Origin of the sequence: Bacillus sp. SD088 (assembly GCF_017355205.1) — a bacterium.
GTDB lineage: Bacteria > Bacillota > Bacilli > Bacillales > Bacillaceae_C > Lederbergia.
The window spans coordinates 17344-35213 of record NZ_JADIJK010000033.1 but is presented as its reverse complement, the minus strand read 5'-3'; the positions used below and the strand labels follow the sequence as shown (position 1 = coordinate 35213).

The 17870-nt window shown below is 36.9% G+C and carries 19 protein-coding genes; 11 read left to right on the top strand and 8 right to left on the bottom strand.

Going from position 1 to position 17870, the window contains the following annotated elements; genetic code table 11:
- Positions 1–221 precede the first annotated feature (221 nt).
- The 8 genes from IPU53_RS21765 (at position 222) to IPU53_RS21730 (ending at position 7871) form a co-directional block, all read left to right on the top strand.
- Positions 222–1139: a class I SAM-dependent methyltransferase gene (locus tag IPU53_RS21765; protein ID WP_207453117.1), complete on the top strand. Its 918-nt coding sequence runs from the start codon at positions 222–224 to the stop codon at positions 1137–1139.
- Between the two features lie 953 nt (positions 1140–2092).
- Positions 2093–3349, top strand: coding sequence for an APC family permease (locus tag IPU53_RS21760; RefSeq protein ID WP_207453115.1), 1257 nt, complete (start codon positions 2093–2095; stop codon positions 3347–3349).
- Positions 3350–3354: 5 nt separating this feature from the next.
- Positions 3355–3927 carry a bifunctional transcriptional activator/DNA repair enzyme AdaA gene (locus IPU53_RS21755; RefSeq protein ID WP_242698494.1) on the top strand — a complete coding sequence of 191 codons (573 nt, stop codon included), beginning with the start codon at positions 3355–3357 and terminating at the stop codon, positions 3925–3927.
- 110 nt (positions 3928–4037) lie between these two features.
- Positions 4038–4859 (top strand): CPBP family intramembrane glutamic endopeptidase, encoded by an 822-nt coding sequence (locus IPU53_RS21750; protein ID WP_207453114.1) that lies wholly within the window; start codon positions 4038–4040, stop codon positions 4857–4859.
- A gap of 78 nt (positions 4860–4937) precedes the next feature.
- On the top strand, positions 4938–5576 hold the full coding sequence (locus IPU53_RS21745) for a hypothetical protein (RefSeq protein ID WP_207453112.1): 639 nt from the start codon (positions 4938–4940) through the stop codon (positions 5574–5576).
- Between the two features lie 217 nt (positions 5577–5793).
- Positions 5794–6720 (top strand): DUF2268 domain-containing protein, encoded by a 927-nt coding sequence (locus tag IPU53_RS21740; protein ID WP_207453110.1) that lies wholly within the window; start codon positions 5794–5796, stop codon positions 6718–6720.
- Positions 6695–7492: a MerR family transcriptional regulator gene (locus tag IPU53_RS21735; RefSeq protein WP_207453108.1), complete on the top strand. Its 798-nt coding sequence runs from the start codon at positions 6695–6697 to the stop codon at positions 7490–7492. The genes IPU53_RS21740 and IPU53_RS21735 overlap by 26 nt, the downstream gene beginning before the upstream one ends.
- 202 nt (positions 7493–7694) lie before the next feature.
- Positions 7695–7871 carry a hypothetical protein gene (locus IPU53_RS21730; protein ID WP_207453106.1) on the top strand — a complete coding sequence of 59 codons (177 nt, stop codon included), beginning with the start codon at positions 7695–7697 and terminating at the stop codon, positions 7869–7871.
- Positions 7872–8206: 335 nt separating this feature from the next.
- On the opposite strand, the gene IPU53_RS21725 is transcribed toward IPU53_RS21730, so the two are convergent.
- From IPU53_RS21725 to IPU53_RS21710, 4 genes are all read right to left on the bottom strand, one after another.
- Entirely contained in the window at positions 8207–8542 is a 336-nt protein-coding gene (locus tag IPU53_RS21725) for a type II toxin-antitoxin system PemK/MazF family toxin (protein WP_207453104.1), read from the bottom strand.
- Positions 8542–8817, bottom strand: coding sequence for an AbrB/MazE/SpoVT family DNA-binding domain-containing protein (locus tag IPU53_RS21720; RefSeq protein WP_242698493.1), 276 nt, complete (start codon positions 8815–8817; stop codon positions 8542–8544). The genes IPU53_RS21725 and IPU53_RS21720 overlap by 1 nt, the downstream gene beginning before the upstream one ends.
- 184 nt (positions 8818–9001) lie before the next feature.
- Positions 9002–9994: an LLM class flavin-dependent oxidoreductase gene (locus tag IPU53_RS21715; RefSeq protein WP_207453092.1), complete on the bottom strand. Its 993-nt coding sequence runs from the start codon at positions 9992–9994 to the stop codon at positions 9002–9004.
- A gap of 311 nt (positions 9995–10305) precedes the next feature.
- Positions 10306–11469: an MFS transporter gene (locus IPU53_RS21710; RefSeq protein WP_207453091.1), complete on the bottom strand. Its 1164-nt coding sequence runs from the start codon at positions 11467–11469 to the stop codon at positions 10306–10308.
- A 102-nt stretch (positions 11470–11571) separates the two neighbouring features.
- Here IPU53_RS21710 and IPU53_RS21705 point away from each other — a divergent pair, with 102 nt between their 5' ends.
- The gene (locus IPU53_RS21705) at positions 11572–12441 is read left to right on the top strand and encodes a LysR family transcriptional regulator (RefSeq protein WP_207453089.1); all 870 of its coding nucleotides are present in this window, start codon (positions 11572–11574) and stop codon (positions 12439–12441) included.
- Positions 12442–12537: 96 nt separating this feature from the next.
- Here the strand turns inward: IPU53_RS21705 and IPU53_RS21700 are convergent, their stop codons facing one another.
- A complete protein-coding gene (locus tag IPU53_RS21700; protein ID WP_207453088.1) occupies positions 12538–13200 on the bottom strand; it encodes an NAD(P)-dependent oxidoreductase in 663 nt (220 codons plus the stop codon).
- A 14-nt stretch (positions 13201–13214) separates the two neighbouring features.
- Positions 13215–14405: an MFS transporter gene (locus IPU53_RS21695; protein ID WP_207453087.1), complete on the bottom strand. Its 1191-nt coding sequence runs from the start codon at positions 14403–14405 to the stop codon at positions 13215–13217.
- 284 nt (positions 14406–14689) lie between these two features.
- Between IPU53_RS21695 and IPU53_RS21690 the strand changes: the two genes are divergently transcribed.
- Positions 14690–15034 carry a MerR family transcriptional regulator gene (locus IPU53_RS21690; protein WP_242698492.1) on the top strand — a complete coding sequence of 115 codons (345 nt, stop codon included), beginning with the start codon at positions 14690–14692 and terminating at the stop codon, positions 15032–15034.
- 165 nt (positions 15035–15199) lie between these two features.
- Here IPU53_RS21690 and IPU53_RS21685 read toward each other — a convergent pair whose 3' ends face one another.
- Both IPU53_RS21685 and IPU53_RS21680 read right to left on the bottom strand, forming a co-directional pair.
- Positions 15200–16354, bottom strand: coding sequence for an MFS transporter (locus tag IPU53_RS21685; protein WP_207453086.1), 1155 nt, complete (start codon positions 16352–16354; stop codon positions 15200–15202).
- 160 nt (positions 16355–16514) lie between these two features.
- Positions 16515–17258 carry a 3-oxoacyl-ACP reductase family protein gene (locus tag IPU53_RS21680; protein WP_207453085.1) on the bottom strand — a complete coding sequence of 248 codons (744 nt, stop codon included), beginning with the start codon at positions 17256–17258 and terminating at the stop codon, positions 16515–16517.
- Between the two features lie 228 nt (positions 17259–17486).
- Between IPU53_RS21680 and IPU53_RS21675 the strand changes: the two genes are divergently transcribed.
- A complete protein-coding gene (locus IPU53_RS21675) occupies positions 17487–17825 on the top strand; it encodes a winged helix-turn-helix transcriptional regulator (RefSeq protein WP_207453084.1) in 339 nt (112 codons plus the stop codon).
- Positions 17826–17870 lie beyond the last annotated feature (45 nt).

The following is a 17870-nucleotide window of genomic DNA, read 5'->3' as shown; positions in this document are numbered from 1 at the left end:
ATTCTAGTTTTATTTTAACATGCACGCAAAAAAAGATTTCTTATCGATTGCTATTTTCTTCCTAATTAGGAGCGATAGAACAGGAGTAATTCTTGTTAAAACAAGTTGTTTTAATTGACAAAAATTTTTATTTGTGCTATAATTTACAATTAAAATATTTGTGTGTATAATGAGGTTCTCTGGCCAGGGGAATCTTATTTTTGTTATAGGGAGGATTTTCTATGAAGGAAAATGAATCAAGCTTAACTTCCTTAATCTCAGCTTTTGGTCGAGCATACCACAGTCAAAATGACACACCTAAAATATTTGATGATTTTATTGCAAAAGATTTCATTACCCAAAAAGAGTTTTTAGCTATTCGCGAGAACATGGTTAATGGAATTCAATTCTTTAATAAGCAAGTTGCAAGCGAGTTTCAAAATCATCCAGAAGAAATCTTAAGATGGATCACACAAGTCCAGCTTTCTCCAACTCCTTTAGCGCGTGCTGCCTATTGTGAAAATGTATTATTTCAAGAAATGTCGCAAGGGGTAAACCAGTATGTCATTTTAGGCGCTGGCTTAGATACCTTTTGCTTCCGCCATCCAGAATTAAACGATGGCTTAGAAATATTTGAAGTTGATCATCCTGCAACACAAGAATTCAAAAAGAAAAGATTAGCAAATGCTCATTATCAACTTCCAGATAATCTTCATTTTGTTTCAGGTGATTTCACCAAAAATTTTACCGCTCAAAATCTTGTGGAAGAAGGTTTTAAGACGGACAAAAAAACTTTATTTAGTCTTTTAGGTGTTTCTTATTATTTAGCAAAAGAGGAAATAGCCAACTTAATTAATACATTATTTACCGAAGTGCCATCAGGAAGCTCTATCGTTTTTGATTATGCTGATGAGAACCTTTTTAAGGAAAAGGGGTTGTCTAATCGAGTTCAAAATATAGTTCAAATGGCTTCAGCTAGTGGTGAACCAATGAAATCATGTTTTACTTATGATGAAGTAGAGAGAATGTTAGGAGATTTAAGTTTGCTCACCGCTGAACATTTATCTCCTTCTACGATTAATGAAAAATTCTTTCGCGATCGTACAGATTATTTGTCTGCATTCGAAACAATTCATTACATCCATGCGGTAAAAAGTTAATAGTAATGCAGCTAAAAGTTTGATCTTCTCTTTAAGAGATAGACTGCAAACAAGTGATGATATCATCATTTAAAAAAGTTTTCTAATATTTAAAAATTTGGCTGGAAAATTATTTTAAATCATTCTACGCTAAGTTCAAGGAGGGGGTAAACATGTTAATCAAAATTGAGAATTTGGCTGCAAAGAAAATTGCCTTTTTTAGAAATGTTGGATCCTATAAAAGGGCATAATCGCTATGAGGAATCTGACCTTGTAGCTCTGTCTAATACAAATTCCGGATTGAATAACTAAGAAATGAAGAGGTTTTGAAGAGGCTGGGACATAACTAAAACGCTAAGCTTCAAAGACGAATAATGAATTGCCTTAGCGAAGTATATTTCCGGAGCGAGGTATATCACCAAGTAGTTCGGTTTTGTGAGTGAAAACACTTTTGTTCCAGCCTCTCAATACAGTAATAGGCCACCACATTTAGGAAAACTCGGATATTCGGATTATGTTAAATAAACACCTTATACATATCAAGGTTAATCTTAGTAATGATAGGGCTTCAACAAACGAAGGCGTTGTTAGGAAGAGTCAATTTCACACTATTAATTGATTGACTACACTTTGAACTGCCCGCAATTGTTAGATGTTGTCTAACAATTGGGGGCAGTTCATATTTTTGTATTGTGCGGAATGTAAAAAAGAATAAAAAGTAAGTAATACATTATTTTATCCCGCATTAACTGGCTGTAAGACCCCCACTTCAAGAATTTGTGGAAAACCTAGAATTGTAAGTGGGGATCAACAGCCAGTAAAAGCCCGATTTGTTCAACTACCAATCAGTGGGGGATGAAAGAAAACCCCCACTGATTGAAGTTTCACTTTATCTTTTAAAATTAAAAAGCAAAAATCCGAATGTGTATGGCAATCCTTCATTAGTATAATGCATGTAGAAATGAGGTGACTACATGTCTTATAAATCGATTGGATTTTTTCAAGGTATTGCTTTATATATTGCAACGGTTTTAGGATCAGGTGTGCTTTTTTTATCGGGTGTGACGGCTTCCATAGCAGGGCCAGCTTCCATAGTAGCTTGGCTGATCGTGATCATTATTAGTTTTCCACTCGCATACTCCTTTGCTTGCTTAGCAAGAGAATACCCAGACGCTGGAGGAGCTGCCACTTTTGTACGTTATTCATTTGGTAAACATCTAGGGAATATTATCGGGTGGTTCTATTTTGTTACAGCAGCCGTTGGACAGACCATCGTTGCTTTAACAGGAGCCTATTATTTAGGGAATGCTCTTGGTTTTTCTCAGATTCAAATATCATTTTCCGCCTTATTCATATTGGCAATTGCCGGGATCACTAATTATTTTGGCATTCAAGTAAGTGGCAAAATAGCGTTATTATTAAGTGGTTGTTTATTTCTTTTGTTAGTAACTGCGATTGTATTGGCTATTCCTAGTATAAGCTGGAATCAATTCGTCCCATTTTTCCCTAGTGGAAGTAGTTCCATCGGATCCGCTATAACCGTTATTTTCTGGGCATTTTTTGGTTGGGAGGCGATTTGCAATCTTGCAAGTAATTTTAAGCAGCCTAAACAAAATATTGTAAGAAGTACTATTATTAGTGTCATCATTATCGGTGTGCTTTTTCTGGCACTTAGCTTTATCACCATTGGAACTGGAACATACGGTGATGAGGAGAGTAATTTATCTCCAATTGCCATTATTATGAATGATACACTTGGATTAAATGCACAATTGCTTACTGGTATTCTTGCTTTTATCATTTGTACTGGAACAGCAAACGCATTTGTCGCAAGCCTTACCCAGCTTGGCTATTCGCTAAGCAGAGATGGGGCGTTTCCTGCTTGTTTTTCTAAGCTACACCCAAAAATCCACATATCAAGACGCATGGTTTTGTTTGTTGTTATATTTGCTGGAACAGGGGTTTTTATTACAAATACTCTTTCTCTTACTTTTAACGATATTTTATTTATTCCAACATCCCTGGGAATACTTGTTTATATTCTTTCGATGGCGGCAGGTGTTAAACTGTTTAAAAAAGGAACATTACCTTGGTGGTGTTCATTAGCTGCCTTGGTTTTATGCATACTTGTTCTTCCGTTTTTTCGCTCATATATCATTGTTCCATTGATCGTTATTTTTCTATATATTGCTTATATGTTTTTTTATAAGAAAAGCCGAGACAGGAGATGAACGGGATGGTTGCTCATACAAAGTTTTCTTTCAACGAAATGATGAAAATCGCTAATAACTGTGACGATTCATATGATGGTCTATTTTTCTACGCAGTGAAAACAACAGGTATTTTTTGCCGGCCATCTTGTAAGTCGAGAAGTCCAAATAAAGAAAATATCACCTTTTTTCAAACAGCTGAAGACGCAAAAATAGCAGGTTTTCGTCCCTGCAAAAGATGCCAACCGGATATGATCAAGTTCGATCCAATAATGGATATCATTAATGACACAAAAGCATATATTCAAAGACATTACACAGAAAAGCTTACATTGAAACAAATAGCGCAGAATATTGGCATAAGCCCATATCACTTAGGACGGATTTTTAAAAAACATACATCAAGAACACCACGTTCCTACTTAGAGAATATACGTGTGAGTCAAGCCATCCATCTTTTAAAAAACACGGATCTATCCATTATGGACATTTGTTATGAAGTAGGATTTCAGAGTTACTCCAGTTTTTATCATGCTTTTCAAAAACAGACACAGTATTCACCTCAACAGTATAGAAATAGTTTTAGCTATGAGTTATGAAGAAAGTTAAAAAGATTTATTTTAAGTTATAATGAATCTTTATCTTGTCCTGACGGATTATAAGCGAAATACACTCAATAAATTGCATTGTTATTAGAGAGGGAGCAGTAATGAAAAAGTTGATAAGTACAGTTTTAAAAGTAGTTATCTTTTTTATGGGGTGGGCAATTTTAATCTCTTTTACGCCTGAAATCAAAACAAATAACCAGGCATATCTACGATTATGGTGGGAATTCACACCACTCGCTGTAGTAATTTTACTTTCTGTTGTTTTTGTTTTAGTAATAGAGAAAGGTAAAATTAAGATACCAGTAGCTTCAAGCTTCTTTAAAAATTCACTAACGGGCGTTGCTATGGGGACCTTATGGTTGGGGAGCGTAGTAGCTGTCCTTTTTCTTACAAAAACAATGGATATACAGGGCCAAAATAATATTGCTTCTATATGGATTTGGATACTGGCATCACTGTTGAACGTTGCAATGCAAGAATTGTTAGTGAGGGGCTATCTATATCAGTTAATGAAGCAAAAATACAATATGATAGCGGCAACTGTGTTAACTACAATTTTATTCACTGCAATGCACGGCGGTGCATTTGAAGCAGGAATTATTCCAGTGCTTAATGTGGTTTCAATGAGTATATTTATAACCTTATTGCTAGAATACACAGGTACAATCATAGCGCCAATCATTGCTCATTTTATTTGGAATACAATTGGAGCGATTATCCTTGGCGGGGTTTCCTTGGCAAGCGATTATCCAAGTCTTTTAAAGACCACGTTTCAAGGAAATCCGTTAATATCAGGTGGCGACTATGGGATTGAAGGCAGTGGTATCGTCTTAGCTGTCAATGTAATTCTAGGTATATATTTGTTTGTAATGAACAAAAGGATTTCCAACTCAAAAATTGATACTCTCCCAATTAAAGCTTAGTTTTTCTGGAAAGCAACAAAGAAAAATTGTAAAGTGAATAGTAGAATGCTTATTAAAATGAAAGTGAGAGATCCGAAGATGAAACAGATCCTATTAACAATGATTATTCTACTATTTACAGGTACGCTTTTAATTGCCTGTAGTGATGATGGAAACAAAACTGATGGAGAAGAACAAGATATTGAAAATAATGCAGAAGAAGATAATAAATCAGACGAAGAAGAAGTAAATAGTGATAGTTCTTCAGATTCAAACAGTGATAATTCTGAAGTGACAGAAGCAGACCAAACGGACTTAAAAATAGGAGATACTGCTGTAGTACAAACATCCATTGGAACTTATGAACTTACAGTTGATTCAGCGGAAATAGTTGGTTCAGAATTAGATGGCGAAGCTAGTTTATTAGATGAATTAATCGTCCTAGACCTTACTTTTAAAAATACAAGTGATGATACATTAGTTGCAGAGGACTTAATGTATAATCTAGGAATCACAACTTCACTGGAAGGTTCAAATACCTCAAATAATGCGGAACACTTTGAAAGTATCCAGGTCTTTGAGGGAGAAATAGCTCCAGGTGAAGAAAAACAAGCACAATTTATTGCTGATGTAAAAACTTCTGATGAATATTATTTCAGACCAAATCCGGGTGTTGTAACCAACGGCACACACAATGATTTTCTGTGGATGATAGAGGATGAAGAAGCTAGAAAATAACTTCTATAAAAATAAATGGAGAGATAGCGTACTAGTAAATTGGTACGCTATTTTTGTTGCTTAGGAACCTTTCTATAAAAGGCATCATTTTATCCCGGTGCAACCAGCCGTAACGCCCCGATAAGTCTCGCTTTATCTGATTTTGTTTCATTTTTTACTTGACCGTCACGTTACGTGATACTGTAAGTTAAAAATAAGAAATGAAAAGGGTGATAAAATGAATATCAATCTATTACGGTCTGATAAGATTTATAAAAAGGTTATTGCTTGTCCACAAGAGGAAAAAAAGGAATTGTATCGTCAGGAGATGCTGGCGCCATACATGAGAAAGTGGGAAATACAGCAGATTCCATTTCGAGCGAAAGAAGAAAGTGGATTTGATGTGATGACGATAAATAATATGGCTCATCTATCGCCGGAAATGATAACGCCTGAAATAGAACCAGATTTAAAACTAATTTCCTCTGATACATTATGGGATGAGTTAAAGCAGACAATGGAACATTGCTTAAACCAATTTACACAACATGGCATTCACTTGCCTGTATCGGATTATTTAATTACAATTTTATTAGGAAATCCTGATAGTGAAATTCTGCAGCTGAGTGAAGGCTACAGCGGAGAAGGAGGGATTCCCGGCTATATTTTTTGCAGTTTAATTCCAAATGAGTACACACTAAAGCGATTAAAACCTGCTTTAGCTCATGAGTGTAACCATAATGTACGTTACCAATTTATTGAATGGAATGAGAAAATTAACCTTGGGGAATTGATTGTCAGTGAAGGCTTGGCAGAAAACTTTGCGACTGCTTTGTATGGCGAAGATCTAATTGGGCCTTGGGTCAGCAAAACAGATGCAAACACACTGAATCATATTATTAAACCAATATTGAGAGAATATATAGAAGTAACTGGATTACAGCAAATCATGCCATATCTTTATGGAGATGAAGTTGCTAGATTACAGGGGTTGCCAGTTGCAGGAGTGCCACACAGTGCTGGTTATGCGTGCGGGTATCATTTAGTGAAATATTATCTGCAAAAAACAGGAAAAACGATTGTGGAAGCAACGATACTCCCGGCCGAGGAGATATTAAGCGAGGTGGAAGAATATTGGAATGAAGAAACAGTATTACACTGTTAAAGATATGATTGTCATAACGGGAGTAACGAAAAGAACACTCCATTATTATGATGAAATCAATTTATTAAAGCCGGAGAGTTATTCAAATAAAGGCTATCGGCTATATAATCAAGAGGATTTAAAAAAGTTGCGGACGATTTTGTTGTTAAAAGAATTAGACTTGCCCTTAAAAGAAATAGCAGCCATTATCCAGATGCCAAAACAAGAACAAAGGGCTGTTTTAGCTGGACATTATGAAGCGATGCAAATAAAAAAGCAAAAACTCGAACGAATATTAACCAATTTAAACGACTTTATTGCAGGAAAAGATATTAATAATCTAGATATTTTTCATGAAGGCAATGTCTTACCAGTAAAAGAACAGTATCTAATGGAAGCCAAATATGTGTACGGAGATACAGGAAAATATAAAGAATTTGAAGGGAATATCGAACAAATCCCTGAAGAGAAAAGACGTGCTATATTTGAAACGTTTGATCAAAATATGCAGCATGTATTTAAGCAGTTTGCCAAGCTTTCAAAGGAAACACCTGCTACCGAAGAGGTACAAAAGCTTGTCAGTGAATGGAAAAGTTACTTAGAACCATTTATGGTTTGTGATACAGAAATTCTGCAATGTATTGCTTATACCTATAAGGACGATGCAGGCTTTAAAGAATATATAAATCAATTTGGAGACCATAGGTTGAATGAATTTGTCCATCAAGCTATTATGCATTATTGTGGAAATGAAAAGATTGCATATAAAGAAAGCAAATCAATGCTTGAGTGAGACATCTAAATAAAGGGAATAATTCACTAAGCACATTTGAAGTGACAACGTTGATTTGGTGGCATTTTGATGGATGTTTGGATTGTGGTAAGGAAGATAAGGTTCCTGAATATGTAGTGAACGAATTTTATTCGAAAAATATGTATCATTTCATTTGAGAATGTATAACTAGAGTATACATTCTATTTGAGGGGGTGTTGGGATGGAGACAAATAAACACACAGGGGTATATATAATGACTGTTACTGCACAACAATCGGGCAACAGCATTGGTATTCAAGATATCCTTTTTTCGATTCCTCCCTATATAAAAAGCGAAAACGGTCGAGAACATGGCATAAGCAGTTTTAGAAGCATCCAAAATGAAGCTTGTCTTTAATTATGGATTGTAAGAGGATAATAAGCCCGGCTATATAAACGAAGACATTTAACGGATTCGTCTTCAAGCATGAGCGGATCAACATTAGAATATATATATATAACGACTATGAAGGCACTACCATACTAATGATTCAGTTTGGTGGAGGCTATACAGAAAAATGAATATGAGGGCAGGGGAAGAATTGAAGGCGACAACAACAGCCGTATCGTCTTGAAATATCCGACTTTTGATCTCGGTCTTTCGAGTTCTTTTTTCACCTTAGATTAATCGGCTGCTTTATGTAGTATGTTTATCTATTATTTAGAAAGATAAGTGTAATTCAAACTGTAGTTCTAATCTAAAGATAAAAAAGTATGGATTCGTTTGATACACGTATGAACAGTGCTTTCTGGTGCCTGTCCAACTACTCTGACATTTCGGGAATGACAATCCATGCTCTTCGGTTGGTCAGTTAAAATAACACCTTCAACTTCCAACCCTTCTGGCAATTCAACTTCAAAAGGATACCCCTTCTTTTGTCTGGTGATCGGACAAACAACAGCAAAATGAGTACGGCTATTAAATATTTCTTTTGATAATACGATTGCAGGGCGATATCCTGCTTGTTCATGACCTGATTGTGGATCAAATTGCATAAACACAATATCACCCTTTTTCAATGATACCATTACAACAATTCCCTTCCCATTGGTCGCTTGAAATATTCTTCATGCCTGTTTTCGTCAGTGATTCTATCTAACAATTCCTCAAGTGTTGGGTCTTTCTCCACGATTGGCTTTAAAATAATTCCATTTTCTCCGTCAGCTTCTATTTGGATTTCCGTTCCATCATGAACATCGTATTTTTGGGCTATTCTATGCGGAATACGAACACCAACACTATTTCCCCATTTCGTTGCTTTTGTGGTCATTTTCAAATCCCCTTTATGACTATTTGTCTCCATGATATCACACCTTCTTGACTTTGTATATATAGTAGTATATACATAATTGATCTTTTTGATACATGACTATTAGGATTAAATTCAGTTACTTAATGTATGAAAAGCATATTATGTTTGAGTAATACAAAGGCTAATGATTTAAGCAATATCTTATTAATGGATGCTGTAATTTGCATACTTTTTATTAAAGTATCATTTCTGCCAGTAAACGATACGATTTTTTCTTTGCTTCAAAGTCAAAGATATTTGTAATGATCATAAATTCATCTGTTTGATACTCGTCTTGTAAAACAGTTAATTGTTCCTTGACTGTTTCAGGTGGTCCGACAATACAACGATTGCGGTTCTGCTTTATAATGGTTAATTCTTCATCATTAAATGCATGCTTACGAATATCTTCTTTTGGCAATACCTTCGTACCTAAGCCTTTCCCAACATTTAACAACCATTTATCTTGTGTTAATGCCAATTCTTCCGCTTCTTCTTCTGTTTCCGCACAAACAACAAAAATGCATACGATCGATTGAGCTTCTTTCATACTTACAGAAGGGGAAAAATGCCCACGATACGTTTTTAATGCTTCTCTTCCATATGTTGGGTCAATAAAATGACCAAAAACAAAGCCAAGTCCCATGTCTGCTGCATTTTTCGCTGAACGTTCCGATAATCCTAACAGCCAAAGAGGGGGAACATTTTCTATTCGTGGTCCCGCTTTTACCAGCCGAAATGCATGATCACGTGGTAAAGAATTATGTAAAAATCCCTGTAAATCAGCAACCTGCCTGGGGAAATCATGAAGGCTTTTATTTTGGTTATCTGTTAATGCGGATCTTGTTAGTGGAGAACCACCTGGGGAACTACCTACACCAATATCAATACGGTTTGGAAAAAATGCGGCTAAAGTTTTTGCATTTTCAGCAATTTTATATGGGCTATACTGTGGTAGAAGGATACCGCCAGAGCCGACACGAATCTGATTTGTTACTGAGGCAATTCTTGTCATCATAATTTCAGGTGAGGAACTGGCAAGTCCATTGCTGTTATGATGTTCTGCAACCCAATAGCGATGATAGCCAAGCTTTTCAGTCCATTGGGCTAACTCTAATGTATGTTGTAATGTCTGTTCAGGGCTATCTCCTTTTGATACAGGCGCTTGGTCTAACACACTTAATTTCATCCTTTATCCAATCCTTTTTTTAATAGCTTTGTCCAACCATTAAAAGGCACAACCGTTTTTTTATCAACAATTGTGCCTCAAAAAGAAGAAATAAAAACTTATTAGAAGCCTTTAAGTTTGGAATCGAAGAAGGCTTTTTAAAAAACAAAACAATTAAAAGCTTCAGCAGGTTTAATGGGAGTATACGGGATTTTACTGTAACATTTATACAGGGAACACTACTTCATAAAAACAAACAGTCTCTGCCGCTGTAAAATCCATGGTTTCGTTGCGTCTATATTGGAATTCATGAGGGTGGTAGAGTAGCTTTATTATTCCTTTTTCTTTCCTAAATATAGAGAGTATCTGATAAAAATAAGTGCGATGACTACAAATAGACCAGCAATCCAGCTTAAATGGACAATACTAATATACTGGATAATAATTCCTCCCAAGCCAGAACCCAACATCATTCCGACATTCATTAATGCGGTGTTAAAACTTAATACTGTTTCCGATGATTGTGGCTTTAGTGAAACTAAATAAAATTGTTTTGCAGGTGTTGTTGTCCATGTAGCTATTCCCCAAACAGCTAAGGTGATAAATACACCGATCGTTGAGTATTGTGTAAATGTTAACACAAACAAGGCAACGATATGAATGGATAAACTAAGAGATATTGTTCGATTTGGTCCCCATTTATCTACCGCATAACCTCCAAAACGTGAGCCAATAAAAGCAAATGAGCCTAAAACAAATAATGCGATACTTGTCATTTTTATAGAAAAACCAGCAGTATGACTTAATAATGGAGCAATATAGGCAAATACCATAGTATATCCTAGAATCCAAAAAATCGTCGTCAATAAACCAGTAAGAACTCGTTTATCTTTCATCAATTGTAACTGTTGTCTAAATGACAGGGCGTGGTTTCCTTTTATAGCCGGTAATAATTTGTACAGACCTACTAATAAAAGAACTGTACCTAGTGCAATGATCAAGAAAATGTAATGCCAATCAAAATATCCGGCTAACAATGTTCCGATCGGTACGCCAAGTACTAAGGAAACAGTAAAACCCGTAATCACTGTTGCCATGGCGCTGCCTCTTTTTTCTGGTGCTGCAATTTGAGCAGCATAATTGGTGGCAACAACAATATATAGCCCGCCACTCATCGCCATAATGACTCTGGATAACATAAGGAGGACAAAATTATAGCTGAAAAATGCAACTAGATTTCCAAGGATAAATATAGAGATGGCATATAAAAGTACTTTCTTACGGTCAAATTTAGATGTTAGCATGACCAATACCAATGCTCCAATGGCATAAGATAAAGAATAAATTGTAATCAACTGACCGGCTATTGAAATAGAAACATCTAATTCAAAAGAGATCAGTTCTAAAATTCCAGATACAACAAACTCTGCTGTTCCTGTTACAAAGGCCCCTAAAGCTAACAGGATAATGGTTAGCTGATTTATATTATTTTTCATTTTGTGTATCTCCCTTCAAAGATAGAACGTTGTCTTTATTTTAAGATCTGTGTTAACATAAGTAAAATTGATATTTTTAATGAAGGGGATGAGCAATTACTCATGAGTATTGTTCGCTTTGAAATCATCGCAAAAGTAGTTGAACTAGGGAGCTTTACAGCAACAGCTGAAAAGTTAAATATGACACAATCAGCAGTAAGTCATGCTGTGGCTAGTTTAGAATCTGAATTAGATGTTCCCCTGTTAATAAGAGATCGTAGAAAAGGAATAACACTAACAGAAATAGGTCAAAAAGTCCTTCCACATATAAGAGAAATACTAAGAAGAACGGAAAGTATTCATCAAGAAATTGCCTTAGCAACTAATTTAGAAACTGGAATCATTCGTATTGGTACATTTGCAAGTGCTTCTTCCTGCTTATTACCTAAACTGTTAGCTAAGTTTCAGAAGAAACATCCTAAAATAGAATTCAAGTTTTACGAAGGAACCTATGAAGAAATAATAGAGTGGCTAAGTTCAGGGATTATTGATATCGGGTTTGTTGTAAAGGGAAAATTAAACCCGAGTTTTGACTTGGTTCCTTTGATTAAAGACAAGATGGTGGTCGCTTATCATCCGGAACATCGATTTCATTCTAAAGAGACAGTGGAAATGGGTGATTTATTGGATGAATCTTTTATTATGCCGACAGGGATGTATCAATCGCACGTAGAAGAATTATTTGAAGAAGCACAAATAAAACCCTCTGTCCGCTTTGAAGTGCATGACTGCACAACGATTGCCAATATGGTACAGGAAGGACTTGGTGTTACGATTGGTCCAGAACTATTTTTAAAGACACAGCAAAATATAAAAATCAGCAAACTAAATATTGAAAACAGTCGTGAAGTAGCACTTGCTTGCCAATCGATTGCGAATGCTTCCCCCGCAGTAAAGGAATTTCTCCATGTGGCAAAAGCTGTTTTTGAATGAGGTTAAAAAATACCAAATTACTCTCACTGTGAGTAACTTGGTATTTTTAAGTGGACAAGTATTGAAAGCATGAACGATAATAAATTGCCTCTAATATTATTGTTTGCCCTCTGCAACAAGGTATACCCCTTTCCAACGCTCTATGACCGCATCACATACTGCCGTTGCAAAGTCTTCATAGCTGATATTTTTCTGCAAAAACTTCGTTTCATCGTTTGCAGCTTCCCAGCGCTGGTAAGCTCCAACACGTAATCCGTCAGGAATATAGGCTGGTGGTGGAATTAAGTAAGCCCATGATGCCGAGACAGGTAATACTTCCAAGTAATCACGTAATCTAGTATGCGCTCTTCCTCTTGGTAATGTGCGTTGCGGAAAAGTAATGTCTTGCCAAAATCGTTTGCCATTCTTCATTTTTAGACTGCCGGCTCCACCAACCGTAATAGTTAGCAAGTTTTTTCTGCAAGAAACAGCTTTTCGAATCCGTTTGTCAAGGTCAACCAAGGCGGTTTCAGGAATATCTCCACGCATTCGGATGGCATTGACAATAACATCAGCTTTCTCTGCGGCATGTTGCAAGCTAGAGATATTATTGATATCTACAACGCTTGTCTGAATAGGGTATCTCGTCTTTGGCAGTCTCGACATATCACTAGCCTGACGCAATCCTGCAATAATTTGAATATCCTTATATTCTAATAATTGCTGTAAGACGGAGACACCTGTACGTCCAGTTGCCCCTAAAATAAGTACGTTTGTCATCAATACTCCACTCCTTAAACTAGACGTTCATTTTTTATACAAAACGAGATGATCAAGCTGATACCAAGCAGCAAGGCCAGGCATACAAAAGCCATCCCGTAACTTGCGATCTTTAATAGAAATACAGCAATTATCGGACCAAGACTCGCACCGATAAATAAAATAAATGTGTAAAGTGAAACAGCTGCTCCATGATTTTTCCCGCCAAGTTGGCCTACTAAAGAGATAAGGGTTGGCACGGTTAACGCAATCCCAGTCACAAAGACGATACTCATTAAAACTAAGAATACTAAATGGGAACTGATTCCAATGATTAAAGAACCTAGCACTGCAATAATCAGCGCTCCGCGTAAAATGTTCATTAAGCCAAATTGATTGGTCAACTTTCCTGCAAATGGAGCAAATAGCATTCCAATGATTCCGATGATCCGAACATAAAGAATCCCATCCGAACTCATTGTAAATTCCTCTGTCAAATATTCACCGAGAATCGTATAAAAAGCCACAAAAGTGAGTAGTAGAGTAATAGCGATACTGTATACCTGGATCAAGCTTTTATCGGTTAATAAACGATAAAATTGGGTGAGCATGAGCTTCAGGTTGTTTTCAGCTTGCCCGATAGCTGTCTTTGGAAGCAGAGAAAGTACCAATAAAGTCGTTATGAGATAGATCCCACCAAAGTAATAAAAAACACTTTGCCAATTAAATTGTTGGCTAATGTAACTACTGAATATTTGACCAACAATCGCAGAGATTAAAAAACTAGAGCTGATAAATCCGATGGTGGTCACTCTTTTTACAGGAGGAAACTTATCCACTACATAAGCAATGGCAACTGGTGCAAAGCATGCCGCGGCAAACCCTTGAAAAGAACGCCAGACAATGACCCAAGCCAAGGAGCTAAAGATAGGTAATATAAAAGTCACCAACGTCAACAATAACAAACCGGTTACGATAACTTGTTTTCTACCATAACGATCAGACAGGGGACCAGTAAACAAGCTTCCGATTGCATAGCATAGAGAGAAAGCACTTCCTGTCCAAGCTACATTTGTCATGCTGGTATGAAAATCTTCACTAAATATCGACATGAGTGGAATGGTTAAATAATTGCTGGCTACGACTACTAATCCACACCAAAATAAAACAGCAGTTAATAAGGAGTATTTCGGCTGTGGACTACTAATTTCTTTATTCAAATCCATAAATTAATCTCCTTTGTGAAGTTTATTTTCCTTGTTTGTAAAATATTTATATAGATTGTAATTTATTTACAATTAAAAGTCAATCGTTTATTTGTAGGTTAACTACTTCTATTGTAAAATGGTTACAATAGAAGATGTGGATATGATTAAACTTCAGGTTGCCTTGATCTCACTGAATGAGGGGAAGTTTAGTCATTAGGTAACAAGAAAAAAGACTGCTGTTTGCATTAATGATATGCGTTGATTGCATGAGTTGAAACAATTTCTAAGATGGAGCGAGGAGAATGGAATTGAATGAAGATGCGCAAAAGTTAAGTGCTCTATTGGATTTTGATTTATTGAAAAAGTTAGTAGTAGGAATTGGGGAAGTATCCGAAATTACGGGGATTCCAACACGCAAAATTCGTTATTGGGAGGAAAAGGGAGCCATTCAATCTGAATCTGCTACGGAAGGTTCGACACGCAGATATAATTATTTAAACGTGAAAAAAATGCTTCTCATTCAGGAAATGATTGACGAAGGTTTTACATTGGATGCAGCGATTAAAAAAGTAGAAAAAAGAATGGTTACCTTAAACGAGGCCTTTCGCAAGTTGGCAGATACGGTCCCGGATGAAGATAAAGAATAACCGACAGTGGATAGGGAAGAGGCTGGGACATAACTGCTAGGGTGCATATATCCGCTCCGGAAACATACTTTGCTTTTCGCGGGTGAGTGGCAAGCCCCCTTAGGCTTCTGGGGTCTTGCCTAGCTCTTACTTCCCGCAGGAGTCTACGTATATTTTTCTTCGCTACTATGCCTTCTGCTGTATATTACCCCGAATAGCCGGAAGCAAGGTAACGAGACCGATCATTGCTAGTATAACACCGACCCATAAAGGGGAAGTGAGTCCGAACCCTGCATCAATTGTCACCCCACCGACAGAGGAACCAATCATCAGACCAAGATTAATCATGGAATTATTCACCGTGGCTACTAATGTTCCGGTATTAGAAACAGTGATAACCCGCTTTGCCATAGCCGGATTCAAGGACACGCCAACTAAACCGATGATCATAACAGCGACAACAGCGATGACTGGAATTTCTGCAAAGAGTCCAAATAGAATTAAAGCAGCTGTCAGAATGAATAATCCAACTGTCATGGTAGGCATCATATACAAGTCTGCAAATCTGCCAACAGTAATATTACCAATAACGGTTGCTACACCATAGATTCCCAAAATAAAGGGAACGACCCCTGGACTAAATCCTGTGACGTCGGTCAAGATTGGCGTAAAATAGCTAAATGCGGCAAAGGTAGCACCTATAATAAAGACATTCGTCGTATAGGCAGCCCATAAATGATAGTTTTTAAAGGAACTAAGCTCTTTCTTGACACTAATACTTTCTTTTTCCTGTGATTCAAGAGTGGGAAGAAAGAATTGTACAAATACTGCTGCTACAAATACCAAGGCAACTACAGCCCAAAAGCTAGCACGCCAGCCTAGATACAAATTAAATGCCATAGCAAATGGGACTCCCGCAGCAGTAGCGATCATTAAACCGCCTAATACAACAGAGGCTGCTCGTGCGCGTAAATGAGCAGGGACGAGTTGATAGGCGAGTGACATGGCTGTTCCAAACGTTGCGGAAGAAGCAATTCCTTGTATAACGCGTGCTACCACCATCACTTCATAATTAGGGGAGATGGCAGCAATTGTCTGTCCAATGAGAAATACGAGCGTTAAAGCCATTAATCCTTTCTTTAATGGAACTTTTAGTAAAGCAATGGTTAGGATTGGTCCACCTACAATCATCCCTATTGCATAAGCTGAAATAAGGTAACCAATTGCAGCAATAGATACGCCAAATTCCTCTGATAAAGAAGGCATTATTCCAGCTACCATAAATTCGGATGTCGTTTGTGAAAAAATAAGAAAACCTAGGATGAAAACTACAAAAGGCAATTGTATCAACTCCAAATTTAAGTTCGTTATTTACTGAATAGTGTAAAAGTAAACGGTGCGATAAACTTCATTTTCAAACCGAAAAAATACATATAAGGTAGTGCATTGCTTGTCTTTGGTCTCCTTGGAATACCAATTACGCATGAAATACACCAAAATTTTATGCGCCAAATCCTCCATCCACTGCTATGTTTGCTCCTGTAATAAATCGTCCTCTATCACTGGCTAAAAAAGCGACCATTTCAGCAATATCTATCCCTTCCCCGTAATAATCTAGTGCAAGTAATTTTATCTTATCCTCTGCATTGGGACTGTCGGCTGGGTTCATATCTGTATTGGTGGAGCCTGGATCGACAATATTGACGGTTATATCACGGGAACCCGCGTCACGCGCAAGTCCTTTCGTAAAACCAATCAACGCTGATTTACTCATGGCATAAAGACTGAGCCCCGGTTTAGGCACGTGATGGGCAAAGCAAGAACCAATCGAAATAATTCGTCCGCCTGCTTTTAAGTGTTTTAGTGCTGTTTGTGAAGCTAAAAACACTCCTCGTACATTCACTTCCAGTGTACGATTTAACTCTTCCAGCGTAACATCTTCTGGTGAGCCAGCTGGAAACACACCTGCATTATTGACTAGAATATCAAGCTGATTTAATTCTGTTACAGTTTGTTCGACCGCCGCTTTGATAGCCTTTGGATTCCCACTATCCGCTTGTATAGCTATTCCTTGCCGACCTAGTGCACTAATTTCCGCTAATACCTCCTGCGCTTTTTCTTCTGCATGCACATAAGTAAAGGCCACGTTTGCCCCTTCCACAGCCAATTTTTTTACAATTGCCGCTCCAATCCCTCGACTTCCACCAGTAACAAGAGCGACTTTATTTTTTAACGTTGAAGTCATTGATTTATCCTCCTCTGATTATGTCGATACCTTTCATTATGGAGGCCAGGATTCCACTTGAAAAGTAGACATATTTTTCATACTTAGTATGGTAAAAGGTACAAATGAACCCCCACCTGGTGTACAGCTTCTTATTTTTTATTACTTTTTATCCTTTCCATGGTATGATTAACATACTTAGTATGAAATAGTGACCATTAGCTCGTACTTTAAAGGAGGAAGATTGTTTTGGAAGATCTATCAAAATTCGGAATTGTTTCCGCACTTCGAGCAATTGGTGGTAAATGGAAGCCGCATGTATTATTTATCCTTTTAGAAAAAGGTACAAAACGCTTTGGGGAATTAAGAAGTTTAATGCCTGAAATAACGCAGGGGGTACTAACACAACAACTTAGGGAGCTGGAAAAAGACGGACTAGTCACTCGAGTTGTTTATCAGGAAATTCCACCAAAAGTAGAATATTCTTTATCAACCCATGGAAAATCATTGGAACATATTTTACGAGATATGTGTGCATGGGGTTTTACTCATGAGGAATTTATCGAGAAGAATAAACAATCTTCATAGTAAATATCATATTGAAAAAGCAGCTACCCTCCATATCATCGCTGC

What these genes read in the sequence shown, in the direction of transcription:
- IPU53_RS21740 (WP_207453110.1), top strand. Translation starts at nt 5,794, where the DNA reads ATGAATATCAATCTATTACGGTCTGATAAGATTTATAAAAAGGTTATT.
- IPU53_RS21755 (WP_242698494.1), top strand. Translation starts at nt 3,355, where the DNA reads ATGGTTGCTCATACAAAGTTTTCTTTCAACGAAATGATGAAAATCGCT.
- IPU53_RS21695 (WP_207453087.1), bottom strand. Translation starts at nt 14,405, where the DNA reads ATGGATTTGAATAAAGAAATTAGTAGTCCACAGCCGAAATACTCCTTA.
- IPU53_RS21730 (WP_207453106.1), top strand. Translation starts at nt 7,695, where the DNA reads ATGGAGACAAATAAACACACAGGGGTATATATAATGACTGTTACTGCA.
- IPU53_RS21735 (WP_207453108.1), top strand. Translation starts at nt 6,695, where the DNA reads ATGAAGAAACAGTATTACACTGTTAAAGATATGATTGTCATAACGGGA.
- IPU53_RS21750 (WP_207453114.1), top strand. Translation starts at nt 4,038, where the DNA reads ATGAAAAAGTTGATAAGTACAGTTTTAAAAGTAGTTATCTTTTTTATG.
- IPU53_RS21715 (WP_207453092.1), bottom strand. Translation starts at nt 9,994, where the DNA reads ATGAAATTAAGTGTGTTAGACCAAGCGCCTGTATCAAAAGGAGATAGC.
- IPU53_RS21690 (WP_242698492.1), top strand. Translation starts at nt 14,690, where the DNA reads ATGGAATTGAATGAAGATGCGCAAAAGTTAAGTGCTCTATTGGATTTT.
- IPU53_RS21710 (WP_207453091.1), bottom strand. Translation starts at nt 11,469, where the DNA reads ATGAAAAATAATATAAATCAGCTAACCATTATCCTGTTAGCTTTAGGG.
- IPU53_RS21745 (WP_207453112.1), top strand. Translation starts at nt 4,938, where the DNA reads ATGAAACAGATCCTATTAACAATGATTATTCTACTATTTACAGGTACG.
- IPU53_RS21725 (WP_207453104.1), bottom strand. Translation starts at nt 8,542, where the DNA reads ATGGTATCATTGAAAAAGGGTGATATTGTGTTTATGCAATTTGATCCA.
- IPU53_RS21705 (WP_207453089.1), top strand. Translation starts at nt 11,572, where the DNA reads ATGAGTATTGTTCGCTTTGAAATCATCGCAAAAGTAGTTGAACTAGGG.
- IPU53_RS21720 (WP_242698493.1), bottom strand. Translation starts at nt 8,817, where the DNA reads ATGGAGACAAATAGTCATAAAGGGGATTTGAAAATGACCACAAAAGCA.
- IPU53_RS21765 (WP_207453117.1), top strand. Translation starts at nt 222, where the DNA reads ATGAAGGAAAATGAATCAAGCTTAACTTCCTTAATCTCAGCTTTTGGT.
- IPU53_RS21700 (WP_207453088.1), bottom strand. Translation starts at nt 13,200, where the DNA reads ATGACAAACGTACTTATTTTAGGGGCAACTGGACGTACAGGTGTCTCC.
- IPU53_RS21760 (WP_207453115.1), top strand. Translation starts at nt 2,093, where the DNA reads ATGTCTTATAAATCGATTGGATTTTTTCAAGGTATTGCTTTATATATT.
- IPU53_RS21680 (WP_207453085.1), bottom strand. Translation starts at nt 17,258, where the DNA reads ATGACTTCAACGTTAAAAAATAAAGTCGCTCTTGTTACTGGTGGAAGT.